Origin of the sequence: Termitidicoccus mucosus (assembly GCF_038725785.1) — a bacterium.
GTDB lineage: Bacteria > Verrucomicrobiota > Verrucomicrobiia > Opitutales > Opitutaceae > Termitidicoccus > Termitidicoccus mucosus.
Map to the genome: position 1 here is coordinate 3,723,083 of NZ_CP109796.1, position 25,346 is coordinate 3,748,428.

The window sequence follows — 25,346 nt, forward strand, 5'->3', positions numbered from 1 at the left end:
GAATACGAAGGGCGCGAAAAATATAATACCATTCCCGAACTATTTATAGACTTATCATGGTAGGGCGAGGCGTCCCGCCGAGCCGCGAACCGTTCACGGCTCGGCGGGACGCCTCGCCCTACCTGAATATAAATTTCGTTTGGAAACGATATAAGGGCCGGGTGCCACTCAACGTGCTGTCAGGCCGGGTGGCGCGGGCCTCTCTTTGCATCCCACCCATAAAACCGGCACGCATTTTTTCCGCGCTCTTCGCGTCCTTCGCGGTTATATAAAATCCATGCGCTTTCGGGGATATTCCGCATCCTTCGCCGCCGCCAGAGTCATGCCTGACGCGCCCGCCCGGCCGCCAGCCGCAACGACGCGAAGGCCGCCGCCGCGCACACCGCGAGCGTCACGCCCATGGGCGCCGCGCTCTCCGTGCCGAAGCAACCCGCCAGCGCGCCCGCCAGCCCGCCCATGCCGAATTGCAGCGTGCCGAGCAACGCCGCCGCGCTTCCCGCCGCGCGCCCAAACGGCTCCAGCGCCAGCGCAATCGCGTTCGGCCCCACCATGCCGCCCGACGCCAGGGTCAAAAAGAGCATCGCCACCATCGCCGGGAAACCCCCGAGCCCCGTCCACGCGCACACCGCCAGCGCCAGCCCCGCGAGCAGCACCACGGCCAGCACGACGCCGAGTATCCGCCCCGGCGCGTGATTGTGCAGCAGCTTCCGGTTGAGCGCCGCCGCGCCGAGCATCCCCAGCGCATTGAGCCCGAAAAACGCCGAGAACCCCGCCGGCGACACGCCGTTCAACTCGATGAACACATGCGGCGAGCACGTGATGTAGGTGAACAAGGCCCCGGCGTTGAAGCCGAGTACCAGCGCGTAACCCAGGAAACGCCGTTCGCCCAGCAGCCGCCAGTAGCCCGCGACCGCCGACAGCACGCCCAGCCGGCTCCGCCGTTCCGCCGGCAGCGATTCCGGCAGCCCGAACATCACCGCCAGCCACGCCGTCACCCCCACCGCCAGCAACACCCAGAAAATGCCGCGCCACCCGCCCAGCGGCAGGATTTGCGCCCCCGCTATCGGCGCGAGGATCGGGGCCGCGCCCATGACGATCATCAACAACGAAAACGCCGACGCCGACTCGCGCCCCGAGAACCGGTCGCGGACGACGGCCCGCGAGAGCACCATCCCCGCCGCGCCGCCCAGCGCCATCGCCACCCGCCAGCCGATCAGCTCACCCGCCGACCCCGCGCTCGCGCAGCCCACCGACGCCAGCGCGAACAGCGCCAGCCCGCACAGCAACGGACGCCGCCGTCCGAACCGGTCGGAGAGCGGCCCGTAGATCATTTGGGAGAGCGCCACCGCGATGAAAAAGACGGACAGGCTGAATTGCGCCGCGCTCTCGCTGGTGCGCAGGTCGCGGGCGATTTGCGGCAGCGCGGGCAGATACATGTCGGTCGCAAGCGGCCCGAACGCGGCGAGCAGGGCGAGGATCAGGATCAATCGGTAGTAGCGCGCCCCGGCCCTTGCCGGCGGCGCGTGGTGGACAGTGTCGGTGTTTGCAACCATCCCGCGCAGATTACGTTTTCCGGGTTTTGTGTCATGTGGCTTTTTTAAAAAACCGGGACGTCTCCGTTTGGCGTGAGGTTTCCAGAGCACGCGTCAACGCGTGGCGCAGGCATCCTTGCCTGCCGTCCTCAAAAGGTCGCGCGAAGCGCGGCATTTTTCCGAGAGAAAGAGAATCAGCGGCGCGGCGCGCCTTTGGTTTCGACGGCAGGCAGGATGCTACGCTACGAAACGCCCGCGCCGCTCCTGCGCGGAATTTTTTCCCGGGCGGGGCCGCGGCCGCGCTCAGATTTGCGTGCGGAAGTAGGCGATGGCCCGCTTGAGGCCCTCCTCCAGCGGGATTTTCGGCTCCCAGCCGAGGACTTTTTTCGCCAGCGAGATGTCGGGACGGCGCTGCTTCGGGTCGTCGGACGGAAGCGGATGGTGGACGATTTTGGATTTGCCGCCGACCTGCTTGAGCACGGCCTCGGCCAGCCCGAGCATGGTGAACTCGCCCGGGTTGCCGCAGTTCAGCGGGCCGACGATCTCGGCCTGGTTCATGAAGCGCACAAAGCCTTCGATGAGGTCGTCCACATAGCAGAAGGAGCGCGTCTGCGAACCGTCGCCGTAGATGGTGAGGTCGTCGCCGCGCAGCGCCTGCACGATGAAGTTCGACACGACGCGTCCGTCGTTGGGGAGCATGCGCGGGCCGTAGGTGTTGAAGATACGGATGACGCGGATATCGACCTTGTTTTCGCGGTGGTAATCGAAGAAGAGCGTCTCGGCGCAACGCTTGCCCTCGTCGTAGCAGGAGCGGCGCCCGATGGGGTTGACGTTGCCCCAGTAGTCCTCGGGCTGCGGGTGCACGTGCGGGTCGCCGTAAACCTCCGACGTGCTCGCCTGAAACACCCGCGCGCGCACGCGCTTGGCGAGGCCGAGGCAGTTGATCGCGCCCATCACCGAGGTCTTGGTGGTCTTGATGGGATTGTACTGGTAGTGCGGCGGCGAGGCGGGACAGGCGAGGTTGTAGATCTGGTCCACCTCGAACTTGAACGGGTCGATCACGTCGTGCCGCACGAGTTCGAAACGCGGATGGCCGGCGAGGTGCGCGATGTTGGCCTTGCGGCCGGTGAAGAAGTTGTCGAGGCAGATGACCTCGTGCCCATCATTGATGAGACGGTCGCAAAGATTGGAGCCGAGGAAGCCTGCGCCCCCTGTCACAAGAATACGCATACTGGGGTGCACGATGCGGAAAGCCCGCCGACGGGCCAGCGAAATCAGCACGGGGAAACCATTAACAAAAAATTCGTAGGGGCGCGGCGGCGCGGTGCGGACAGAAATGCCCGCGCGCCTCGAAAACACCCCGCGCTTGCGCCGCGCGGCCGTTGCGTCATTTTCCCGTCATGCTTTCGCGCCGCGCCTTTCATTTTCTCACGCCCGCCCTGCTCCTCGCCGCGCTGGTGGCCGGCGGATGCGGGAAGCCGCCCTACGACACGCCGGTGAAGGCGGAAAGCGTCGAGCAACTGAATGTTTCCATCAGCTTTCTCGCCCGGCAGCTCGGTGCCGCGGAGACACAGGAAATCCACGCCTGCCTCGATGAGATCCGCCTCTCGCTCATGCAGCTCCAAGGCGCGGGCGGCCCCGCCGCCATCAACCGCGCCCTCTGCCAGAACGTCAACGGGCTGCCGCTCAAGTCCATCGTCGCACTCGGCTACGAATTGCGCATCGACCGGCTCGAACAGGAAAAGGCCGCGCTGGTGGAGGATCTCGCCTACAAGGAAAAACTCCGCACGAGCCCCGGCGACACCGCCTCCGCCACGACCCTGGCCAACCTGAAAATCGTCGGGCGCGAGCAGCTCGAAAAAATCAACGACAGAATCGAGCAAAGCAAAAAACGCCTCGAGGCGTTCCGCCAGCAGCACAACCTCGGCGGACATCCCGCCGCCAAGCCCATCCCCGACAAAAGCAACGCATAACCGCCGTCGCGTAACGGACGACGATGCCAGGCCGCATCCAATCACATGGCACCGGCGTCCCTATGCCATTCATAAGCAAGACTTGCCCTTCAGGCAGGGCGAGGCGTCCCGCCGAGCCGCGGCCCAGCCGGAGGCTGCGCCCTGCCATTAATGGCATCTACTGCGCCCTTCTCATTCGCAAATGGCATTCTATCTTCGGATATTTGGGGCTCGGTCTCCGAATTGCAGGGTGCAAGCAGCGATCCGATGCATATTGCGAAATGCACTGAAATCACGTTTTTGCAGGCTTCTTATATTATAATTAACTTATTGACTATAGCCATATTATAAAATAAATCAGCGATTGGCACGCGGATGGCTTTTATGGCGGCAGTTTCAACTACCATCACCATGAACCTGCCAAACGCCATCAGTCTTCTAGCCCTCGGAATTATTATGCGTCTGCTGCCCATCATAGCGCCGTCATGGGTGCCGGTTGACCCGTCGATCGGGACCAGCGCGCGCGAATTGTGGCTGATTCTGACTGGTTATGTGATTGGCGGGACCGGCGCGGTCTGGCTGCTGCGCGAGGGCACGCGGAAAACCGTGTTGGTGCTGGGCCAGGCCAATGCGCGGCTGCATGCGCTGGCCGAGGCCCGTGCGGAACGGCTCGCCCGCCGCTCCGGCGCCCTTCGGGACGCGGGCGCGCGCGTGAGGATGTAGTAGCAACGGGCTCGTTCTCGTTCTCTTGCTCATTCCCGTTCTCTCTTCCGGGACGTTTCGAGAACGCGCAGGAGAACGATCGATCATGAAAAGCGGTTTGCCAGCGATGTGGCGCGGGGGTTCACTTCATGGCTCCCATGTCCAACGCCGCCGCATCCTCCGCCTCCGCTCCCTCATCTCCAGTCATCGACCGGTTTTCGCTGCCCGACGCATCCGGGCATTTCGGCTCGTATGGCGGCGTGTTTGTGCCGGAAACCTTGATCACCGCGCTCCAGGAACTCGCGGCGGAATACGGACGCGCGCGGGTTGACCCGGCGTTTCAGGCCGAGCTGCGCCATCACCTGAAGGAATTTGCAGGGCGTCCGACGGAGTTATATTTCGCGGAGCGCCTCACTGAATACTGCGGCGGGGCGAAAATTTATTTCAAGCGCGAGGACCTGCTGCACACCGGCGCGCACAAAATCAACAATGCCCTCGCGCAGGCGCTGCTCGCGCGGCGCATGGGCAAGACCCGCATCATCGCCGAGACCGGCGCGGGCCAGCACGGCGTGGCGACCGCGGCGGCCTGCGCGAAGTTCGGCCTGCAATGCGTGGTCTATATGGGCGCGCATGACATGGAGCGCCAGGCGCTGAACGTGTTTCGCATGCGGCTCATGGGCGCGGAAGTGCGCGGCGTCGAGGCCGGACAAAAGACCCTCAAGGAGGCGATCAACGAGGCGATGCGCGACTGGGTGACCAATGTGCGCGGCACGCACTACATCCTCGGCACGGCCTACGGCTCGCACCCGTATCCGATGATGGTGCGCGATTTTCACCGCGTGATCGGCCTCGAGGCCAAGGAGCAAATCCTCGCGCGCGAAGGACGCCTGCCCGACGAAATGATCGCGTGCGTGGGCGGCGGCTCCAATGCGATCGGGCTGTTCTTCGAGTTTCTGGAGGAGCCCGGCGTGCGCCTGATCGGCGTGGAGGCCGGCGGCCGCGGCATCGCGCGCGGCGAGCACGCGGCGCGCTTCGCCGGCGGACGGCTGGGCGTGCTCCAAGGCTGCAAGACCTACCTGCTGCAAGACGGCGACGGGCAGATCGAGCTGACGCATTCCGTGAGCGCCGGCCTCGACTACGCCGCGGTCGGCCCCGAGCACACCTACTATCGCGACCGAGGCCGTATCGAATTCGCCTACGCGTGCGACGACGAGGTGCTGGAGGCCTTCCAGCTTGTCTCGCGCCTGGAGGGAATCATCCCCGCGCTCGAAAGCACGCACGCGATCGTGCACGGGATGAAGCGCGCCAAGGCGCTGCCCAAGGACAAGCTCGTCGTGGTGAACCTCTCGGGCCGGGGAGACAAGGATGTGCAGCAAGTCGCCGCGATGCTCGCGGCGACTTGAAGTGGCAAGACCCAAGTAGCAAGTATCAAGAGTACGGACAGGCATGAGTGGGCGAACGAATGATCTGACAGATCGAACTTTTGCGTTTGCTCAACGCGTGCGTCGTTTTGTGAACAGGCTGCCCCGGCAACCTTCGAATTATGAAGACAGCAAACAACTCGTGCGTTCGTCAGGGTCGGTCGCAGCCAATTATATCGAGTCACAAGAAGGGCTCAGCAGAAAAGACTTCTTCTACCGGATAAAAGTCTGTCGCAAAGAAGCCCGTGAAAGCGCGCTTTGGCTGCGGCTGCTGGAAACCGGGGGCGATGCCACGCTCGACAGTGAGCGCCATGCGCTCGCACAGGAGGCCGGCGAATTGAAGCGAATCTTTTCCAGCATCGCGGGCAAGGACGACACGGGTTGATCCTTGCCTGCTCTTTTCTTGCCACTTGTTACTTGCCACTTGTTACTTCTTCTCATGCGAAGCATGACCGGCTATGGCCGCGCGTCCGCCGCGCTCGGCAACCACACCCTCACCGTCCAAGTCAATTCCGTGAATCGCAAGACGCTCGATCTCGCGATCTCACTGCCCCCCGAATGGGCGGAATTCGAGGCGGCCTCGGGCGAGCTGGTGCGCAGATACGCGGCGCGCGGAAAGGTGGGCGCGCGCTTCGATGTCACCGGCGGCGAAGGCGCGCCGGCGCAGGCCGTCACGTGGGACGAGGCCGCGGTCGAGGCCACGCTCGACCGGCTCGTCGCGCAGGCGGCGCGGCGCGGCGCGCAACCGCCGCCCGTCGTCACGCCGGAACTCGTGTGGAGCGTGGCGAGCGCGCAGCGCAGGAAAACCGAGCTGCCCGCCGACGACGGGACGCGGACCCTCGTGCTCGGCACGCTGGAGGAGGCGCTGAAGGCGTTCGCCGCGATGCGCGAAAACGAGGGCGCCGCGCTCCTGAAGGACTTTCTCGCCCGCATCGAAACGCTCGCGGCGCACATCGCCGCCATCGCGGAGCTCGCGCCGCAAGTCGCGCCCGCCTGGCGCGACCAGTTGATGAAGCGGCTGCGCGACGCCGGGCTCGAGCTGGACGCCGGCGACGAGCGCGTGCTGCGCGAGGTCGCGCTCTTCGCCGACCGCTGCGACATCACCGAGGAGCTCACGCGCCTGCGCAGCCACCTCGACCAGTTCGCCGCCCTGCTGCGCGGCGACGCGGAGATGGGACGCAAAGCCGAGTTCATCCTCCAGGAAATCGGCCGCGAGGTGAACACGATCGGCAGCAAGGCGAACAACCTCGAAATCTCGCGCCGCGTCATCGAGCTGAAAAACGAGCTCGAGCGCATCCGCGAGCAGATCGCGAACGTCGAGTGAGGCCCCGGATCGCGCGCGGCCGGCCGGAAATTGCGTATCCATAAAAAGAATACTGATAAAAAAATTACAGATAGGCTTGAACACCTTCTGTTTTTCCGCAAAGTAAGGTGCTGCGGCACAAGCGCGACACCCCGGGCACCGCTCAAAACCATACGAGAAGTTGTCAGGGGCATCGAGCATCCGTAAGTAACAACATAATAGATTATGGCCCAAAAAACCACAAAGACTGCCAAGAAAGCCGTCGCCAAAAAGGCTCCGGCCAAGAAAGCTGTAGCCAAGAAGGCTCCGGCCAAGAAAGCCGTTGCCAAGAAGGCCCCGGCCAAGAAGGCAGCCAAGAAGAAATAATATTTCTTCTGGCTTTTCGCTTGAGCCACGCTTCCTCAAGGGGGCGTGGCTCATTTTTTTCGGAGAGGGAAACCGGCGGCATCATGCCGCGCGCCGCCGTATCCAGAAAGTGGAGAGCGAGGCCGCCAGCGAGAGGGCGGGCAACGCGGCGCATGAAATTACGGGGCCAAAAAAGTAACTGATGTTACGCGGACGGCCCGAGGGATTGCGTGGCACGGGCGTCTCGCCCGTGTGGATTGTGTGGCATGGGCGTCCCCGCCCATGTTTTCGAAAGCTGGCCCCGCGAAGCACGGGCGTCCCGCCCGTGCCACGCGACCAGTCGTGTCGCGCATCAGACGCGCACGCGCGCCGCCGCGATGCGGGCAAAGCGTGGGAGCACGGAGGCCGCGAGCGGGGTCTCCTCGATGCCGGCCCGCAGCGCCGCGACGTCGTGCCCTTCCGCCCGAAGCTCGGCCTCGGTGCAGTCAAGATAAAGCCGCGATATGTCCGCGCTGAACTCGGGATGGAATTGCACGCCCCACGCGCACGCGCCGATGCGGAAGGCGTGGTGCGGCTCAAAATCGTTTTCCGCCAGCAGCACCGCGCCCGGCGGCAGCCGCAACACGGTCTGGCTGTGCGACACCGCCGCCGAAAACACATGCGGGAAACCGGCGAACAACGCGTCGCCATCCGCCTCGGGGCGGAGGCGGATGGCGGCATTGCCGAGTTCGTCGCCGCGCGGATGCCAGCCGGCCTCGCCGCCGAGCGCGTGCGCGAGGAGCTGGTGCCCGTAGCAAATGCCGAGCACCGGGACTTCGTTCGCCACGAGCCGCGCCAGCCAGCGCGCGGTCGCCTCGCTCCAAGGCGCGTGGTCGGTCACCATCGCATGCGAGCCGGTCACCACCACGCCGGCGGGCGATTCATGGCGGGCGAGCCCCGCGCCGTCGTCGGCCCGCGGATCGACGACGGCGACGGACAGATCGACGCCGGCCTCGTCCAGACCGGCCCGCACCCAGTGCTCGAAGTCGCCGTGCACCGCCGCGATCCGCCCGAACGTATCGCCGAGTTTGATGACAAGAATCGGTTCGCTCATGATATGATCATGAAACAAAGCAATCAACGTGCCGCAAGGCCCCGCGCCGTTTTCGCCCGCGCCGCCGCGACGCAAAGGAGCGCGGGCATTCTTGCCCGCGAAAACGGGGGCGGTTTCCAGCCGTCGATTGTGCGGCAGGTCCAGCTCGGGCGCAGGCAGGCGATGTGGAATGTCGTCAGCATGGGCGACCCGACCCGCCCATGCCGGTCGATCCTCGCGGGCAGGAATGCCCGCGCTCCTTTGGCGGACACCTTGGGATCACATCAACCCGAGGTGCGCGCGGGCGAGCGTGACGGCGGCGATGGCCGCGGTCTCGGTGCGAAGGACGCGGGGGCCGAGGTGCGCGAGGACGCAACCGGAGGCGCGAAACAGGTCGCGCTCGGCGGCGGTCCAGCCGCGCTCGGAACCGAGGGCAAGGACAAGCGGGCGCGGCGGCTCGTGCGCGGACCGGGGCGGCAACGACGCGAGGAACCGGCTGAGCGATTGCGGCGCCTCGTAGTTGTCGAGCGCGATGCGAATGGCGTCGGCGGAAAGCGCGGCGAAGGCCTCGGGAAGCGTTTGCGTCCAAGTGACGCGCGGGATGCGCGTGCAGAAGGCCTGCGCCGCCCCGGCCACGAGGTGCCGGCGCCATTCGCCGGTGCTCCAAAGCGTGCTGAGGGCGTAGGACGGCTCGCCGCGCCCGGTGGCGGCGAAATGGATTTCGGCGACCCCGAGCGCGGTCGCCTCATTGAGGATTTTGCGCGCGGTCTGCGGGCGCGGCAGACCGACGATGAGCGCGATGGGCGGCGGAGGCGGCGGGGGCGCGGCGTCCCACGCGAAAGCGAGCGCGAGCGCGCCGGGCGTGACCGCGACGAGCGTGCCTTTGCCACGCGGCCCGTCGATGAGGCCGGCGTCGAAGGTGTCGCCGACGCGGCGGCGAAGCACATCGAGGATGTGCGCGGCGCGCGGGTCCGAGTGCGGAAGCGGCGCGGAGATTTCGTCGGCGGTGAAGAGGATGATGTTCACGAGAATCCGCCGCCTTTGGCGCGGCCCGCGTTTTTTATTTCAGGAAATGCCCGGCAATCCCGACCAATGTGCCGATGACGACGGAATTGGCGGCGATGACCGGCAACGGTTTCCTGTCCGTCGCCCCGACATGTATTAATATGGGGAGCATCAATGCAAACGAGATCAGCCCGCCTTCCAGCCACCATGGCACATGGGGCAGATCGATATTCACGATAATGATCGAGATGAAGAAGAAATACAAGAACGCCGCGATGGTCGAATGCCGCGGCAGTTTCCGGATGATCATGGGCGTGACATCGACCGCTCCGGCCACGAGACCAATTATCGCGGATAATAACAAGGCGTCCATTGTCCTTCGTTATTTCGCCCAAAAATCACCCGGCGAGAATCGCGTCGATTTGGGCCAGTTCGCCGGCGGTGAAACGCGGGTTTTCCAGCGCGCCGAGGTTGTCCTCGATTTGCCTGACCTTGCTGGCGCCGATGAGCGCGGTGGTCACGGCGGGCTGGCGGAGCACCCAGGCGAGGGCCATTTGCGCGAGAGATTGGCCGCGAGCCTGGGCGAGGGCGTGGAGGGCGCGGATCTGGACGACCTTGGCCTCGGTGATGTGCTCGGGTTTCAGGAAACGCGGGTCGTGCGCGGCGCGGGAATCGGCCGGGATGCCGTCGAGGTAGCGGTCGGTGAGGAGTCCTTGCGCAAGCGGGCAGAAGGGAATGCAGCCGATGCCTTCGCGCGCGAGCACGTCGAGGAGTCCGTTTTCCACGGTGCGGTCAAACATGTGGTATTTCGGCTGGTGGAGGAGGCAGGGCGTGCCGAGGTCGCGGAGGATGGCGGCGGCGCGGGCGGTCTGGTCGGGGTTGTAGTTGGAGAGGGCGACGTAGAGGGCCTTGCCGGAGCGCACGGCGTGGGCGAGCGCGCCCATGGACTCCTCAAGCGGCGTTTCGGGGTCGGGACGGTGGTGGTAGAAGATGTCGACGTAGTCGAGACCGAGGCGGCGGAGGCTCTGGTCGAGGGACGCGAGCAGGAATTTGCGCGAGCCGAAATCGCCGTAGGGGCCGTCCCAGCCGTAATAGCCGGCCTTGGTGGAAATGATGAGCTCGTCGCGGTGGGCGGCGAGGTCCTCGCGGAGGATGCGACCGAAACAACGCTCGGCGGCGCCGACGGGCGGACCGTAGTTGTTGGCGATGTCGAAGTGGGTGATGCCGAGGTCGAACGCGCGCAGGACGAGGGCGCGGCTGTCGGCATGCGGGGTGATGTCGCCGAAATTGTGCCAGAGGCCGAGCGAGAGGCGCGGGAGTTTCAGGCCGCTGCGGCCGCAGCGTTGATAAAGGGCGGGATTGGAATAGCGGGACGGCGAGGGTGTGTGCATAAGGGAGGAGCGAACGGTGAAAAGGAAAAGAGTGAAAGGCGCAGTCTGCGCAGGCGTCCGCTCTTCTGCAAGCATGGCGGGAGTTGACGGTTGGAATGGAACAGCGACCGGACATAAAGCCCCGCCGCGGGCGATCGTTTCGCGCAACACCCACGACATCCCGACGCACCCGCACAACTTTCACCGGCTGTTTACCACATTCGGCCTTCACGTCATGCAGCTAATATTGCCTATTAGTTCAGCTTGATGAACGCGCCGACCCCTACGTCGCGCTCAGGGCACCAAAAAATCAGCTTCGTCCCTTCCGCTTTTAGTCCCGGTCCTCGCCTTGCCGCACTTCTCCGCGCATTTGCCCGCATGCTTTCACCTGCTTCATTTTTCCGGTGCCTTCACGCCTCCGCCATGCTGCGGCGGATGCGACGGGCCGGTTCGCGTTTTTGTCCGCGCCTCCCGGCTTTTCCGCGCGCCGCGCGCGCTGCCGCGCTGCTCGCGCTTCCCGTGATTTTTGGCGGCTGGCTTTCCGGCCCTCAATCGACCCTCGACACCGAAGGGCCGGTTGCGGAAAGCCAACGCCATCTCTTTTATACCACGCTCTGGGTCACCGTGGTCATTTTCGTGCTCGTGGCGTCGGTGCTGGCCTACGCCACGATAAAATTCCGCGCGCGCACCTCGGCCGACGAACACGCCGAGCCGCCCCCGCAAAGCCACGGCAACCCGTTGGTCGAGCTCACGCTCATCGGCCTGTCCGTCGCCGCGCTCGTCGTCATCGCGATTCCGACCCTGCGGGGCATCATGTACACCTACGACGTGCCCGAGGCCGAGCGGGCCGGCGCCTACGAAGTCACCGCGACCGGTTTCCAATGGTGGTTCAAATTCGACTATCCCGCCGAGGAAGTCGAACTCCCCAACAACGCCGGGCGCGCCCCGCTCACCGTCGCCAACGAGCTCGTCATCCCCGCCGGCCGCGCCGTGCGCATCGACCTCCGCGCCTACGACGTCATCCACAGCTTCTGGGTCCCCAAACTCGCGGGCAAGGTCGACATGATCCCGAACCGGGGCAACCACCTCTGGCTCAAGGCCGACCGCCCCGGCTACTATTGGGGCCAGTGCGCGGAGTTCTGCGGCGAGTCGCACGCCGTGATGCGCTTCCGCGTCATCGCGCTCGCCGCGGATGAGTTTGCCGCGTGGCTGGAAAACCAGAAACACAACGCCCGCGACACCGCCGCGCAATCCGCCGGGGACAACAACGACACCGCGCCCGCCGCCCGCGTGCAATTTGCCGCCTACGAAAAAATCCCGCGCAACACGCCCGGCTGGTCGGCGGACTTCGACGCCGACCCGCTCGTAAACTGGCGCCGCCAGCAGGAGCCGCGCCCGGCCGGCAGCCCGCCCGCGGACGCCGCGCTCATCGCCCGCGGCCGCGCGCTCTTCACCGAAAAAACCTGCATCACCTGCCACACCATCCGCGGCCACCACATCGGCGGCGCGCCCTTCGCGCCCGACCTCACGCACGTCGCCACGCGCACGACCATCGCCGGCGGCCTGCTCGAAAACACCGGCGCCAACCTCCACCGCTGGATCACCGATCCCGACGGCGTGAAACCCGGCAACAAGATGTGGCGCGGCGTCGGCGGCATGTCGGGCTACACCGTCCGCGACGACGACAACACCCTCGACTGGCGCACGCACATCGCCGTCACCGCCCCCGAGGCCGCCGCCCTCGTCGCCTACCTGCAAAGCCTGAAATGAACCGCCCGCCATGCCCTCCTCTCTTTCTTCTTTCCTCCCTGTCTTGGCAGACGGTCGCTTCGCCGGAACTCTTTCCTTCCGCGGCCCGCGACATCCGCCCGAAAACGCCTCCTCCGGCCTTGAGAAAGAATAACGAGAAAGAGGAAAGAGAAAGATAACCAGACTGCCCGCGTCGTTTATATCCAAACAATGGATACCACAGCCACACCCGCCCCCCTTCCCCGCCCCGCCGCGCCGCCGTCGCCCGGCTACTCCCCGCGCGCGCATCCCGATTACGCCCGCACCGCCGAGCGCCGCCCGTGGTTTTTCACCCGCCCGACCGCCGGGACCGGCCTCGTCTCCTGGCTCACTACCGTCGACCACAAACGCATCGGCATCCTCTACGGCATCTCGGCGCTGTTCTTTTTCCTCGTCGGCGGCGTCGAGGCGCTGCTCATCCGCATCCAGCTCGCCGTCCCGAACAACACCTTCCTCACCCACGCCGCCTACAACGAGCTCTTCACCATGCATGCGACGACGATGATCTTCCTCGCCGTCATGCCGCTCTCCACCGCCGCGTTCAACTACATCATGCCGCTGCAAATCGGCGCGCGCGACGTGGCCTTCCCGCGCCTCAACGGCTTCGCCTTCTGGCTCTTCCTCGCCGGCGCCATCGTGCTGAACGTCGGCTGGTTCGTCCGCTCCGGCGCGCCCGACGTCGGCTGGTTCGGCTACGCCCCGCTCACCTCCGCCGCCTACTCCAACCAGTTTCGCACCGACATCTCCACCGACCTCTGGATCGTCGGCCTGCAAATCCTCGGCGCGTCCTCCGTCATCGGCTCGCTGAATTTCATCGTCACCATCATCAACCTCCGCGCCCCCGGCATGACCATGATGCGCCTGCCGGTGTTCACGTGGATGACGCTCATCACCGCGTTTCTCATCATCCTCTCCTTCCCCGCCATCACCATCGCGCTCGTCGAACTCATGATGGACCGCGGTTTCGGCGCGAATTTCTTCGAGGTCTCCAACGGCGGCCTGCCCATCCTCTGGCAGCACCTGTTCTGGATCTTCGGCCACCCCGAGGTTTACATCCTCATCCTGCCCGCGATGGGCATCATCTCGGAAATCCTTCCGTGCTTTTCCAGAAAACCGCTCTTCGGTTATCCCATCGTGGTGTTCTCCGGCGCGTGCATCGGCCTGCTCGGCTTCGGCGTGTGGTCGCACCACATGTTCACCACCGGCATGGGCACGCTCGCCACGGCGGCGTTCTCGCTCGCGACCATGGCCATCGCGGTGCCGACCGGCGTGAAAATTTTCAACTGGATCGGCACGCTCTGGGGCGGGCATCTCATGATGCGCACGCCCATGATGTTCGCGCTCGGCTTTGTGTGGATGTTCATGATCGGCGGCTTCTCCGGCATCATGCACTCCGCCGCGCCCGCCGACTCGCAGCAACAGGACAGCTACTTCGTCGTCGCGCATTTTCACTACGTGCTCATCGGCGGCTCCATCTTCGCGCTCCTCGCCGGCATCCACTACTGGTTCCCGCTCGTGACCGGCCGCCTCGTCGACGAATTCTGGGGCAAGCTCTCCTTCTGGGTCATCTTCACCGGCTTCAACGTCACCTTTTTCCCCATGCACTTCCTCGGCCTCAACGGCATGCCCCGCCGCACCGCCGTGTACGACGGCAACATGGGCTGGAACACCCCCAATTTCATCTCGACCGTCGGCGCCTTCGTGCTCGGCATCGGCATCGCCATCTATTTCGCCGCGCTCATCCGCTCCTATCGGAAAGGCCCGCGCGTCAACCGCGACCCCTGGGACGCCCGCACCCTCGAATGGTCGGTCGCCTCCTGCCCGCCGCCCGACTACAACTTCGCCGTCACTCCGCGCGTGCAGGCCAGGGATGCCTTCTGGCACGAAAAACGTAACACGGGCCACCTGCCCGCGCACGCCCGCCAGCCGGCTCCCGCCGCCGAACACGCTCCCGGGCAAACCCAAACCGCCCACGCCTCTCACGACGTTCACGGCCACGGCATCCACATGCCCAGCCAGTCCTGGTTCCCGATTGTCACGGCGCTGGGCATCCTCATCGGCGGCCTCTTCATGGCCAACCACAACTACATCGGCGCCATCGGCGGCGCGCTCCTTCTCTTTGCCGGCGCGACCCTCTGGGCCTTCGAAGGCCCGGGCGGATATCACGTGTTTCCGGAGGAAAGTAACAAGTGACAAGGATCAAGTAACAAGAAACGCCCGCCTGAGGTTCTAATAAGCGCTCGTGTGTTCCGTGGGCCACAGATCCCGCACCTCACCATTCCGAATTCCGCAATCCGCATTTCCCTCATGTCTCTCGCACCCGCAGCTCACACTCCGCCTGCCGCCGTCGCCCACCACGACGACGCGGCGGCCAGCGGCATCCCGAACAAAAAGCTCTTCATGTGGGCCTTCCTTGCGTCGGACTGCATGTTTTTCGGCGCGCTCATTTCCACGCATCTCATCTACCGCCTGCATCCGCCGCCGGGCTCGCCGCATCCGCGCGACATCTTCAGCATCGAGCTCACCTCCTTCTCGACCTTCATCCTGCTCATGTCGTCCCTGTTGATGGCCATCGCCGTCAACTCCATCCAGAAGGACCAGGTCCGCGCCACCCGCCACAACCTTCTCGGCACGATCTTCTTCGGGCTCATCTTTCTCGGCTGCCAGGTGTATGAGTTCCGGCACTTCGTCCATGAGAAAGACCTCACGCTCTCCAACGGCATCTTCGGCTCCACCTTCTACACGCTCACCGGCACGCACGGCTGCCACGTCGCCATCGGCGTCCTCTGGCTGATCCTCATGTATATCCGCAGCTTCAAGCCCGCCGATCCCGCCCGCCCCTGGCTCGCGCTCGCCGTCGCGCACTTCGCGATCTTTCTCGTCGCCATCATCGCCGGGATGGCCGCCGTGCTCGGTTTCGTGCACGCCGTCGAGGCGCACGGCCTCATGGGCGCGCTGGTCGAGTTTTTCAACGGCAACATGGTCCCCTTCCTCGTGACCCTGCTCGCCCTCACCGGGCTTGCCGTGTTCGGGCGCTACACCGGCCCGGTCGATTTCGGCGAGCCCAATGCCATCGACGTCGAATCCATGGGCCTCTACTGGCATTTCGTGGACATCGTCTGGATCGTCATCTTCACCGCCGTGTATTTGATGGAATACGTTCCCTGACCCATTCCCGAATCTTTCCTCTTTCCTCTTTATCTTTATCTTTCTTCCGGCGCCACCCGGCGCGCCCAATCCAGAGAAAGAGGAAAGATAAAGAATAAAGAGAAAGATTATAAACCTCATCCTCATCTTCTCCTCCCATGCCCGCTCCATCCATCCACACCCACGAGGGCAAATTTCACCTCTTCATCCAGATCGCGATGCTCCTCGCCGTCATCACCGGCCTGGAAATCATCATCGTGTATCTTCCCATCGCGAAATGGATCGTCGTCGCCTCGCTTGTCGTGCTGTCGCTGGTGAAATTCCTCTTCGTCATCTTCGCCTTCATGCACCTGCGCTGGGATCGGCGCTTCTGCACGATCCTCTTCTTCATCGGACTGTTTCTCGCGACCCTCATCGGCTGGGCGCTCCTCTCCCTTTTCAACTCCGAATCCAGCGCCCCGCTCGAAACCGCCGGGCTCACCCGGTCCGCGCCAGCCGCACCGAGCGCACCTGGTATTGCGTAAACGGCACGCGCAGCCCGCCGTCCGCGTCCGTCGCCCGCGCGGCGGATTCCTCCGGCTCCCCGTCCATCGTCGCCGGCATCGCGCTCCATCCCGGCGCCGGACGGACAAACGCCGTCCCGCCGCGCCCCTGCGTCTCATGGAGACGCAAAATCCATCCGTCCCGCACCGGCTCGGCCCACGCGGGGACCAGCGACGGCGCGCCGTCAACCGACCGCAGCCCCGCGCTCGCCGCCGGACCTTCGTGCGGCACGCAAGGGGTGAAAAGCGTGTCGGCCAGCAACGCCGGCTGCGTGTCGGGCGCGCCGTCCGCCGAGAAATGCGTGAGCGCCAGCCGCGCGCAGTGCCGCCCGAGGTCGGAATGCACCGGACGGCCCGGCGTCTCGCGGATTTGCGGATGATGATCGGCCTCGGTCACGAACGCGCTGCGCAGCAGGCTCACGCCCGCGACACCCTCGCGCACCGACACGCCGTATTTCGCCTCGCTCACGATGGACAACCCCTCCGCATGCGCGTCGTCGAGCACGGTCAGCCAGCGGCTCATGGGCAGCTCCCAGTTCGCCTCCTCGCGTGCGTATCCCGGCCATTGCCCGCGCAACACGCTGCCGAACGGCGCGCCGAACCGCGCGTCCCGCCCCGCGTAGCGCGTCGCAAAAATCGCCTTCATCCACATGAGCGGGTCGTGCCAGTCGATGTCGTAGTCCACGCGCAGCACCGGCTCGTGCGCGGTCAGCGAATAGCGCGCGATCACGCGGCTCTTCGCGCCCACGCGCCACGGGAAACTCACGCTGGCCGTCAGCCCGTCCACCGCGACCACCGGCGCGCCGTCCGGACGCGCCTCCTGCCCGGCGACCAGCGCCGTGCGGTCAACGTCCCACGCCGCGAAATCCGCCGGATGATCGGGATACGCGACGAGTCTGCCGGTGCCGGCGTCGAGTGCGACCTCGCGTCCGTCCACCATCAGACGCGTGAGCAGGCTGTCCGCCTCAAATTCGGCGCGCACGCGCTCGTTTTCCAAGAAATCAACCCCGCCGCGCGGCGCGTTTGCCTCGACTGTTTTCAGCTGCCCGGCCGGCGCGCCGGAAAGCGGCGGGAGTTCATAACAACGCCCGCCGTCCGTCCACGTGCGCGTCACCGCGAGAGGGTTGAACCATCCGCGCGCAGACTCATGTATTTCCGGAGGGGCGACCTCCGTGTCGTCCGCATTCGCTGGAGGACGGCACGGAGGCCGTCCCTCCATTTTGCCCGACGACAGCACCTCCGCCGCGCCGCCCAGCGCGTCCGCCGCGAGCTGTTCCAATTCGGGAATCGCCCGCGCGTAAACCTCCCAAATCGAGCTGCCCGGGATGTGGTCGTGAAATTGCGAAAACACCAGCCGCTTCCACGCGTGCGCGCCCACCGGTCCCGCGCCGGTCGCGGCGTGCGCGGCCTCCTGGATTTGCAACGCGCGCTCCAGCGCGCGAAACGCCGCCTTCAGCCGCCCGTGCGTCGTGAACACGCCGCGGTGCAGCTCCAGCAGCAGTTCGCCCGTCACGGCCGGCAGCTCGTCGCGCACCGCGCCCAGCCGGTCGAAAAACGCCTCGATGCCGCCCCATTCCACGCGCGGCACGCCGGCGAGGCTGCGCACGCGGCGCGCCCGCTCGAGCATTTCCTCCGTCGGCCCGCCGCCGCCGTCGCCGTAGCCGGTCGGCACGAGAAACTCGGGATGCACGGCGGCCTGCTGATGGTGCAGCGCGTCCTCGCGCAAACGGCGGATGTCCACCGCCTCGTTGTAATCGTGCAGCAGCACGATGTGCGCCGCGACCTCCGAGCCGTCGGCCCCGCGCCAGCGGAAGCTCGTGTGCGGAAACCGGTTCACCGTGCTCCAAGAAAGTTTGGTCGTGAAAAAGCCCTCCACGCCGCAGCCGCGCAGAAGCTGCGGCATGCAACCGCTGTAGCCAAAGACATCCGGCAGCCAGAACACCCGCGCGCGCCCGCCGCCGCGCAGCGCCGCAAACTCGCGCTGCCCGATGCGCAGCCCGCGCAGCAGCGCCTCGCCGCACGGGAGCTGCGTGTCGCACTCCACGTAGCCCGCGCCGGTCGCCTCCCAGCGTCCCGCGGCGATGAGCCCGCGCACGCGCTCGTGCAACGCCGGCGCGTGGCGGCGCACGGCCTCGTAGCTCGCCGGTTGCGAATAGCCGAAGCGAAATTCCGGATACTCCCGCAGCAGCCGCGCCTGCGTGGCCCAGGTGTGGATGGCCTTGAACTCGCCCACGCGCTCGGGCCACAGCCACACGAGGTCGATGTGCGCATGCCCGGTCAGCACCGCCCGTAACGCATCGGGCGCGGCGGGGAAATCGCGCATGATTTTTTTCAGCTCCGCCGAAAACGCCTCCGACCCGTCGCGGTCGAGCGCATCCACGGCCCGGTCGAGCAGCCGGCACCAGCGCCGGAAAAGCGGACTCGCCCGCAACACCGGCGGCGTGAACCGCACCGGATCGGTGAACACCTTCGGCGTCGGTCCGACCGGCGCGGGCGGCTGGAAATCGCGATGCTCCGCCTCCAGCACGTCGAGCAACACCTTCAAGTCGTTCCACGCATCCCATGCCAGGTCATCGCGCGCGAACAGCCGCGGCGGCGCGAACCGGCTGCCGCGCTCGTCGAGCGGCGAGGCCTCGCCGGCGAGCCAGATGGCCGAGCGGATGCACACCGCCTCCACCAGCGCCTCGCGCGCGCCCGCCGGCAGCGGGCAGTATTTGTGCGCCACGTCGAGCCCGGACCAGGGCTCGACGTTTACATACAACGTCGCCTCCGCTTGGTCGCGCCATTCGAGATAGCGCGTGCGCTTGTCCCCGTCCGGCGCGGCGGGCAGCGCGAGCCGGAACCAGCGCTGAGCGTATTTCGGCCCCCAGTGAAACTCACCGGCGTCGTTCAACACCACCGGCGAAAAATCGACGCCGGCGAGCTGCCCCGGCACGCGAAAACCGGGCTCGGGGAAACTGCGCGTCTGCGCGATTTCGATGCGCGCGGCCTCATCCGGCAGCGGCTGCCAGATGCGCGCCTGCAAACGCCGCGCCGCCTCGGCGACGCGCGCGGGAATGAGCTGCGTGAGAAAAGTGCGTGGAAGCATGGGATGGAAAAAATTTATGACGCCATTGATGAATTAAAATACCCTTTTGGTGGAGGGCCGAGCTCCTGCGAGGCCGTCGCGGAAAAACGCCGCGTATAACCGCGACGGCCTCGCGGGAGCTCGGCCCTCCAGAAGAGTGAATTTCGTTCGGAATTGGTATGACGCCCCGGATAAAGGAGCTTCTGACGAAAAAGAACGGCCCCTTCCGGGACCGTCCTCGCGTGATTGATTCGGAAAAACCTCGCTGGCTTCTACTCAACATATCTCTTGCGACCGCAACGGCGCAGCAGCAGCAACAAGCCCAGCACACCCGCCAGCCATCCACTGGGCGCGCCGCCACCGGTGTCGAAATCACCGTCGGAAAGCGGCGGATCGTTGCCGGTCACGGTCAATGCCAGGCGGTCGCTGCTCCTGCCGACTTCATTGGCGGCAATCACCGAATACACCCCGGCATCGGCGGTGCGCAGCGAGACGATTTCCAAGGTTGCCCCGGTGGCGCCGGAAATCAGCGCGCCATCCTTATACCATTGATAGGTGGCGGACGGCGAGGCGCGCACGGTGCCGTCAAAGGTGACTGTCGCCCTCGTGGCGGCACTGGTGTTTGCGAGCGGAATGACCGGCGCCGGACTTGCCAGGATAATACGCACGGCGGCATTCCCCGTATCCATCACATGGACAAATCCGTCCGGATTGATCGCGATGCCGGCGGGCCCGTTGAGCTCGCCATCCGCGTTGTCGGCGACCGTTGCCGTCTGCCGCGAAACCGGATCATACGCGCGCACCTTGCCGCTTCCGGTATCGGCGATGTAAACCAAGCCGGACGCGTCGATGGCGACCGCCTCCGGTGTGCTCAATCCTGTCGCGGCAGTCGTCACCGCGCCGGTGGCCAGGTTGACCTCCTTCAGGGTGTTGCTCGCGGCGTCCGCAATATAGAGCCTGCCCGTCGCCTCGTTGAGGGCGAGGCCGGCGGGCGAGTTGAGACCGGTTTCGACCAGCGTTGCGATTGTCCCGTCCACGGCGATTTTCCTGAGTTTGTTGGTGTCGATTTCGGAAACATACACGGTGCCGTCACCCGCCACGGCCAGGCCGCCGATGTCGCCAAGCCCGGCGGCCAGGGCGGGCGTCACGGGCGTGCCGTCGGCGTGCAGTTTCGTGATGCTGCCGTCGCTGGCGCCGACGTAGAACGTGCCGTCGCCGGCGATGGCGATCGCGGTCGCATTTGCGATGGCCGCAAAGGTGGAAACGCTGTCGTCGGTCACCGCGATTTTCTTGATGGCACCGGCATCCACGACGAAGAGGTTGCCCGCGGCGTCAAACACGCCGGCCGCCGGACTGTTGAGGGCGGGCGTGTTTTCCACGACGGACTCGACCTCCACGATGCCCGCGATGGTGATGACGATCTCCGCGCGTGCCGAGCCGGCTGCATTGGCGGCGGTCAGCGTGACGTTGAATTTTCCGCTGATCGCCGGCGTGCCGGAAATTTCGCCGGTGGATGCATTGAGACTCAGCCCTTCGGGAAGACCAGTCGCGGTGTAACTGGAGGGGAGGTGGTTCGCCGTGATTTGGTAAGTGAAGCCGGTGCCGAGGGAGCCGTCCGCCGTGGCGGAGCCGGAAATCACCGGGGCATATCGCACCGGGTTGATGGTGAGCGCCAGCGTCGCGGTGTCCGCCCCTTTGCTGTTGGTTGCGGACAGGACGATCTGGCTGGAGCCGGAGGCAGTCGGTATGCCGGCGATTTCACCGGTGGCGGGGTCGATGGACAGTCCGCCAGGCAATGGCGAGGCGCCGAAAGCGTCCGGTTCGTTGGTGGCCGTGATGTTGTATAGGAACGGCTCGCCGACATAAGCCGGGGCGGCGGTGGCGCTGGTTATCACCGGCGGGAAAAGCTCCTCGGCGATGGTCATCACCAAGGTCGCCGTGCCGGTGCCCGCCGGGTTGGTGGCGGACAGCCCGACATTAAAGGTGCCGGATTGGGCGGGCGCGCCCGAAATCAAGCCTGTCGCAGTGTTTATATTAAGACCGGAAGGCAGCCCGGTCGCGCCATAACTGGCGGGCGAGTGGTTTGCGACGATCTGATAGGAAAACGGCTCGGCCACCGCCCCCGACTTCGTGAGCGCGCTGGAAATGACCGGACTCAGGCTGGCGCCAGCGACTGGATGGCTCGGAACTCCCTCGCCCGCGGCGGCGCCGATGGATGCGACGGTGTAATAATAAACGGTATCGGCTGCTGCGGCGATGTCACTATAAGTGGTGGCGGCGAGGTTCTGCGCCAGCACCGTCCACGGGCCGGCCGGAGCGGGTGCGCGACGGACCGTGTAGCCGGTTGCGCCGGTCACGGCGCTCCATGACAGCGTGAGCGGCGGGCTGCCGCTGGTCGCCACCAAGCCGGCGGGCGGACGTGGTTTCACCAATACAAAACGAACGGCATCGGCAATGACGTAGGTGCCCGCGGCCGTGCCGTCATTTTTAATCACCACGCCACCCGCAGCACCTGCCGCGCCGGCGGCGAAATCATACGTGCCGAGCAGCATCCACGTGCCGCTGTTGGCCTTTTGGTTGACGGTCACGGAATGGGTGCCGGCGGTGTCCGTGATCTCAACCGGGGTATTATTCGGCCGGTTGCCGTTCGCCACCCATCGTATATAAACATCGTAGCCGCCGGCGGTGGCGATGGCGGGCGTGAACGCGGCGCTTTTGCCGCCCTTGCCGGCATTCCCGTCATGAAGGTAATTCGCCCCGTAAGAATCCAAGGGAAACTTGGTATTGCCAAAAGGCGCCGAGACAGAGGCGGTCCACGCGCCGGTGAGCGTGACAAACGGCGCGCCATCGAGATTGTCTATGATGGACTTGAACGGTACCGCCGAGACCGGCGCCGATGCCGCGCTTTCGCCGCCGGGCGCGACGGCGGTGACAGTATAATAAACCGGCGCGCCGTCGGCCAGGCCGGTGTCGGTGTATTCGGTGGCGGTGATGCCGGAGGAGACAGTGGTATAAACACCGTCGGCGGCGGTGGCGCGTTTTATAATATATGAATCCGCCTCGAAAACGGGAGCCCATTTGAGCGTGATTTGCCCGGCGGCGGGAGTGGCGCGCAAACCCGCCGGCGCCGATGCCGCGCCGCCCGACGCCGAGGCGCCCAGGCGCACAATCGTGACGCGGTCGGTGACGGCGACGCTGAGCGCGCCGCCGGCGATGGGCGCATCCGTCGCGCTCATCACTCCGGTGTCATCGAGGGTGAAGATGCGCGCGCCCTGGATGGAGGCGGGAAGGGCAAGCGAGACGGTTTGCGGCGGGTTGTCGAATATTGCGCCGTCGGTGGTGGCGTTGTAACTTGATATTCCGAGCCAGAGGCAGAGGTAGAAATCGCCGTTGCGTTTCTGGAAAAGCGCGGAGCACACGTTGCCGGTGTCGCCGGACATGGTGTAATCAAGCGTGCCGGCGGCAAACGCGGAGCCGGGGTCTTTCAAAACAGAGAGCAGGTTTTTTACGGCGTGATAAGCCGGTTTGGGGGCGAGGTTGTTTTGTATCAGCCCGAAATTCTGTTCATTCACCGTGGTCGGCGCCGGCGGGTCCACGCTGACATTCCAGCCCTCGTCCACCAGTTCGTAGGCGGCGGTGACGGCGAAACCCTTCAGGAAATGCGCCAGAAAATAACGCGGCATGTAGCGCCCCTGCACGACGGGAGGCCATACTTGGGGGGATGCCCCGGACACCGTCGGCGCGCCGCCTTCCGTGACAATCATCCCCTTGCCGGGCGCCTGCGCTTGCGCGCAATTTTCAATCACAAAATCAATGCCCCGGATGGTGCCGGTCTCCGGCTCTCGCCCGTAATAATAATGATGAATGTTGCTGTAATCCACATGGGCGCCCAGATCGCCGGTTTTCAGGTAAGGCGAGTCGGCCTCCGTCACCGGCGCCGACTGCGGTGTTTGAAAAGATGGCCCGATGAGCGGAATGTCCGCGAGGGCGGGGTCGGCGGCAAGCCGGGCCTTCGCGGACGCCGTGGCGGCCTTGATATAATTTATATAATAAGAGTCCGACGCCGGGTCGTCGGAAAGCGTCGCGGTGTCGCCGGGGTGCCAGCGGGTGGCTGCGCGCTGGCTCGCGCTGTCGAGCTCGTTGTTCATCTCGACAAACGCGACCGTGTCGCGCCCGGCCTTGCGGATAAAATCGTCGATATTATACACCGGCGTCGTGGCGTTGCCGTAGGACTCGCCCGCGGCCCAGTAGTTGGGGTCGGGACGGAGGCCGGCGGCGGGATGGATGGTAATGATGCTCTTCACCCCGGCGTCGGCGAGCCACTGGATGCGTTTGATAAAATCGTCGCTGCTGCCGGTGTCGCGAATGTGGCGGATGCCCGAGTCCACCAGCAAGTCGGCGAGCTGGTCGAACTTCGCCATATAGACATCCGGGAACGGCGTGGTCGTGCTCCCGCCCTTGCGCCAGTGGGTGGCGACGGCGGTGGAGGCGACAAAGCTGTCCGCCTGGCTGGCTTGCGCCGGCTCGGCGACGACGTCGGGGACGGGGAGCAGGGGCGCGCACACGGCGGCGGCCAGCGTCATCCAGGTCCACTTCAGGAGGGGCGTTTTTTTCATGATGCGTTGCGAGGGTTTGCGAATGATTAAACTGGATCCCGGGGGATCGGGCTTGGGAACGCGGGTGATTCTTGCGGACGGGGGCCGGGGGACAATCCAAGTGCGGCGCGGCGGGACAAGGGCAATTCCACGGGTGGAACGCCGGGCTTACACAGCTTCGCCGGCCGGTTTTATGATATCCTTGCTTCGTATAAAGAACGCCATCACGAGCGCGGCGCACGGATGCAGGAAGCCCATCACGATAAAAAGCGTGTCCATGCCGAACAAGGTGGCCGCCTGGCCGATGAGCCAGTTGAACACGATCGCCCCCGTCGCGCCAAACGCGCCCGCGATGCCGTAAACGCTGGCCACGTTTCCCACCGGGAAAATTTGCGCGATGATGGGCGCGATGGAGCCGAGCCAGGCGTTGCACAACACGGCGATGATGCAAAACAGCACGATGGTCGGCATGATGGGCATATGAGGTATCAGCCAGCAAAGCGGCCCCGCCACCGCTGTTGCCATGACGAGATATTTGCGCCCGCGCAGGCCGGCGAGCTTGGCGCGGTGGTCGGACAGCGCGGTGAACGCCAGTCCGCCGAGCGTCGCACACAAAAACGGAATCCACCCAATGACACCGAGCAGTCCAATGGAAACCTGCTTCGACTCCTGCAAATATCCCGGCATCCAGAACAGACAGAAATACCAAACCGGGTCACTGAGAAGCCGCACAAGGATCACGCCCCAGAGCGGACGCTGCCGCCAGAGCCGGCCCCACGGAAGCGGCGGCGCGGCGGCGGCGGGTTGCGTGGCATGGACGTCCCCGCCCATGTTTTTCGGGGATGGCGGCGCGGAGCACCGTCGCACGGGCGGGTCGCCCGTGCCACCCGATCCGGCTGACGGCTCCCGGTATTTCGTCCACCACAACCACGCCAGCATGATCCCGAGCGCGCCCGGCACGACGAAGGCCAGTCGCCAGTGAAAGTGAATCGTCAGCCATGCGATGATGGGCACCGCCGTGATGCTCCCGATGCTTGTCCCGATGGTGGCGAGCGCCATGAAGACCCCGCGGTTTTTATCCGCCGCCCAGACGGTGGACACGCGCATGGTCACCGGAAACAAACCCGGCTCCGCCAGCCCGAGAAAACCGCGCAAAATAATCATCAGCCAAAGCGTGTGCGCAAGCCCGCAGCCCACCGTCACCAGCGACCACACAAACACAAACAACGTCAGCGCCATCCTTGGCCCGATGCGGTCCACCACCCAGCCGCTGCCGATATAGGCAAGGGCGTAACAGGCGGTGAAGGCGTTCACAAGCAGCGCGTAGCCGGAATCGTCAATTTCGAACGCCGCCTTGATGGTCGTCTTGAGGACGGAGACGGTCTGCCGGTCAAACTGGTTCAGGTAGCCGATGAAAATCAGCAGCCCGAGAATCAGCCAGCGGTAGTTCGGCGAGAGCGGCTTCGCGGCGGCGGGGTTTGCGACGATCATGGCACGGGACTGGG

The 25,346-nt window shown here is 65.3% G+C and carries 19 protein-coding genes; 10 read left to right on the forward strand and 9 right to left on the reverse strand.

Annotation, left to right across the window (positions count from 1 at the left end; all coding sequences use genetic code 11):
- Window positions 1-320: 320 nt before the first annotated feature.
- Together OH491_RS12930 and OH491_RS12935 are read right to left on the reverse strand one after the other, a co-directional pair.
- Window positions 321-1,553 carry a Bcr/CflA family multidrug efflux MFS transporter gene (locus tag OH491_RS12930; protein WP_068770895.1) on the reverse strand — a complete coding sequence of 411 codons (1,233 nt, stop codon included), beginning with the start codon at window positions 1,551-1,553 and terminating at the stop codon, window positions 321-323.
- 282 nt (window positions 1,554-1,835) lie between these two features.
- The gene (locus OH491_RS12935) at window positions 1,836-2,762 is read right to left on the reverse strand and encodes a UDP-glucuronic acid decarboxylase family protein (protein WP_068771162.1); all 927 of its coding nucleotides are present in this window, start codon (window positions 2,760-2,762) and stop codon (window positions 1,836-1,838) included.
- A gap of 170 nt (window positions 2,763-2,932) precedes the next feature.
- Here OH491_RS12935 and OH491_RS12940 point away from each other — a divergent pair, with 170 nt between their 5' ends.
- The 6 genes from OH491_RS12940 to OH491_RS12965 all read left to right on the forward strand — a co-directional run bounded on the left by OH491_RS12940 (window position 2,933) and on the right by OH491_RS12965 (window position 7,276).
- Window positions 2,933-3,505 (forward strand): hypothetical protein, encoded by a 573-nt coding sequence (locus OH491_RS12940; protein WP_068770894.1) that lies wholly within the window; start codon window positions 2,933-2,935, stop codon window positions 3,503-3,505.
- Between the two features lie 390 nt (window positions 3,506-3,895).
- Complete coding sequence (locus tag OH491_RS12945; RefSeq protein ID WP_145928852.1) at window positions 3,896-4,207, forward strand: hypothetical protein; 312 nt, start codon at window positions 3,896-3,898, stop codon at window positions 4,205-4,207.
- Between the two features lie 137 nt (window positions 4,208-4,344).
- Window positions 4,345-5,589 carry a tryptophan synthase subunit beta gene (gene trpB, locus OH491_RS12950; protein WP_068770892.1) on the forward strand — a complete coding sequence of 415 codons (1,245 nt, stop codon included), beginning with the start codon at window positions 4,345-4,347 and terminating at the stop codon, window positions 5,587-5,589.
- A 43-nt stretch (window positions 5,590-5,632) separates the two neighbouring features.
- The gene (locus OH491_RS12955) at window positions 5,633-5,992 is read left to right on the forward strand and encodes a four helix bundle protein (protein WP_068770891.1); all 360 of its coding nucleotides are present in this window, start codon (window positions 5,633-5,635) and stop codon (window positions 5,990-5,992) included.
- 63 nt (window positions 5,993-6,055) lie between these two features.
- Window positions 6,056-6,931: a YicC/YloC family endoribonuclease gene (locus OH491_RS12960; protein WP_342751053.1), complete on the forward strand. Its 876-nt coding sequence runs from the start codon at window positions 6,056-6,058 to the stop codon at window positions 6,929-6,931.
- 204 nt (window positions 6,932-7,135) lie between these two features.
- Window positions 7,136-7,276 carry a histone H1 gene (locus tag OH491_RS12965; RefSeq protein WP_068770889.1) on the forward strand — a complete coding sequence of 47 codons (141 nt, stop codon included), beginning with the start codon at window positions 7,136-7,138 and terminating at the stop codon, window positions 7,274-7,276.
- 331 nt (window positions 7,277-7,607) lie between these two features.
- Here OH491_RS12965 and OH491_RS12970 read toward each other — a convergent pair whose 3' ends face one another.
- From OH491_RS12970 to OH491_RS12985, 4 genes are all read right to left on the reverse strand, one after another.
- A complete protein-coding gene (locus OH491_RS12970) occupies window positions 7,608-8,348 on the reverse strand; it encodes a glutamine amidotransferase (RefSeq protein WP_068771161.1) in 741 nt (246 codons plus the stop codon).
- Between the two features lie 258 nt (window positions 8,349-8,606).
- On the reverse strand, window positions 8,607-9,353 hold the full coding sequence (locus OH491_RS12975; protein WP_068770888.1) for an RsmE family RNA methyltransferase: 747 nt from the start codon (window positions 9,351-9,353) through the stop codon (window positions 8,607-8,609).
- A gap of 34 nt (window positions 9,354-9,387) precedes the next feature.
- Window positions 9,388-9,705, reverse strand: a complete 318-nt coding sequence (locus tag OH491_RS12980; protein WP_068770887.1) for a hypothetical protein — start codon at window positions 9,703-9,705, stop codon at window positions 9,388-9,390.
- 25 nt (window positions 9,706-9,730) lie between these two features.
- Window positions 9,731-10,723: an aldo/keto reductase gene (locus OH491_RS12985; RefSeq protein ID WP_068770886.1), complete on the reverse strand. Its 993-nt coding sequence runs from the start codon at window positions 10,721-10,723 to the stop codon at window positions 9,731-9,733.
- Between the two features lie 357 nt (window positions 10,724-11,080).
- On the opposite strand from OH491_RS12985, the gene coxB reads away from it, so the two are divergent.
- The 4 genes from coxB (at window position 11,081) to OH491_RS13005 (ending at window position 16,161) form a co-directional block, all read left to right on the forward strand.
- The gene (gene coxB / locus OH491_RS12990; RefSeq protein WP_334319398.1) at window positions 11,081-12,472 is read left to right on the forward strand and encodes a cytochrome c oxidase subunit II; all 1,392 of its coding nucleotides are present in this window, start codon (window positions 11,081-11,083) and stop codon (window positions 12,470-12,472) included.
- A 189-nt stretch (window positions 12,473-12,661) separates the two neighbouring features.
- Window positions 12,662-14,683 carry a cytochrome c oxidase subunit I gene (ctaD, locus tag OH491_RS12995; protein ID WP_068770884.1) on the forward strand — a complete coding sequence of 674 codons (2,022 nt, stop codon included), beginning with the start codon at window positions 12,662-12,664 and terminating at the stop codon, window positions 14,681-14,683.
- Window positions 14,684-14,797: 114 nt separating this feature from the next.
- Window positions 14,798-15,658 (forward strand): cytochrome c oxidase subunit 3, encoded by an 861-nt coding sequence (locus OH491_RS13000; RefSeq protein WP_068770883.1) that lies wholly within the window; start codon window positions 14,798-14,800, stop codon window positions 15,656-15,658.
- Window positions 15,659-15,795: 137 nt separating this feature from the next.
- Window positions 15,796-16,161, forward strand: coding sequence for a cytochrome C oxidase subunit IV family protein (locus tag OH491_RS13005; RefSeq protein WP_068770882.1), 366 nt, complete (start codon window positions 15,796-15,798; stop codon window positions 16,159-16,161).
- On the opposite strand, the gene OH491_RS13010 is transcribed toward OH491_RS13005, so the two are convergent.
- The 3 genes from OH491_RS13010 to OH491_RS13020 form a co-directional block, all read right to left on the reverse strand.
- Window positions 16,115-19,267 carry an alpha-mannosidase gene (locus tag OH491_RS13010; protein WP_068770881.1) on the reverse strand — a complete coding sequence of 1,051 codons (3,153 nt, stop codon included), beginning with the start codon at window positions 19,265-19,267 and terminating at the stop codon, window positions 16,115-16,117. The genes OH491_RS13005 and OH491_RS13010 overlap by 47 nt on opposite strands.
- Before the next feature lie 251 nt (window positions 19,268-19,518).
- Entirely contained in the window at window positions 19,519-23,862 is a 4,344-nt protein-coding gene (locus tag OH491_RS13015; RefSeq protein WP_068770880.1) for a putative Ig domain-containing protein, read from the reverse strand.
- A gap of 147 nt (window positions 23,863-24,009) precedes the next feature.
- Window positions 24,010-25,332 carry an MFS transporter gene (locus tag OH491_RS13020; RefSeq protein ID WP_068770879.1) on the reverse strand — a complete coding sequence of 441 codons (1,323 nt, stop codon included), beginning with the start codon at window positions 25,330-25,332 and terminating at the stop codon, window positions 24,010-24,012.
- Window positions 25,333-25,346: the final 14 nt, after the last annotated feature.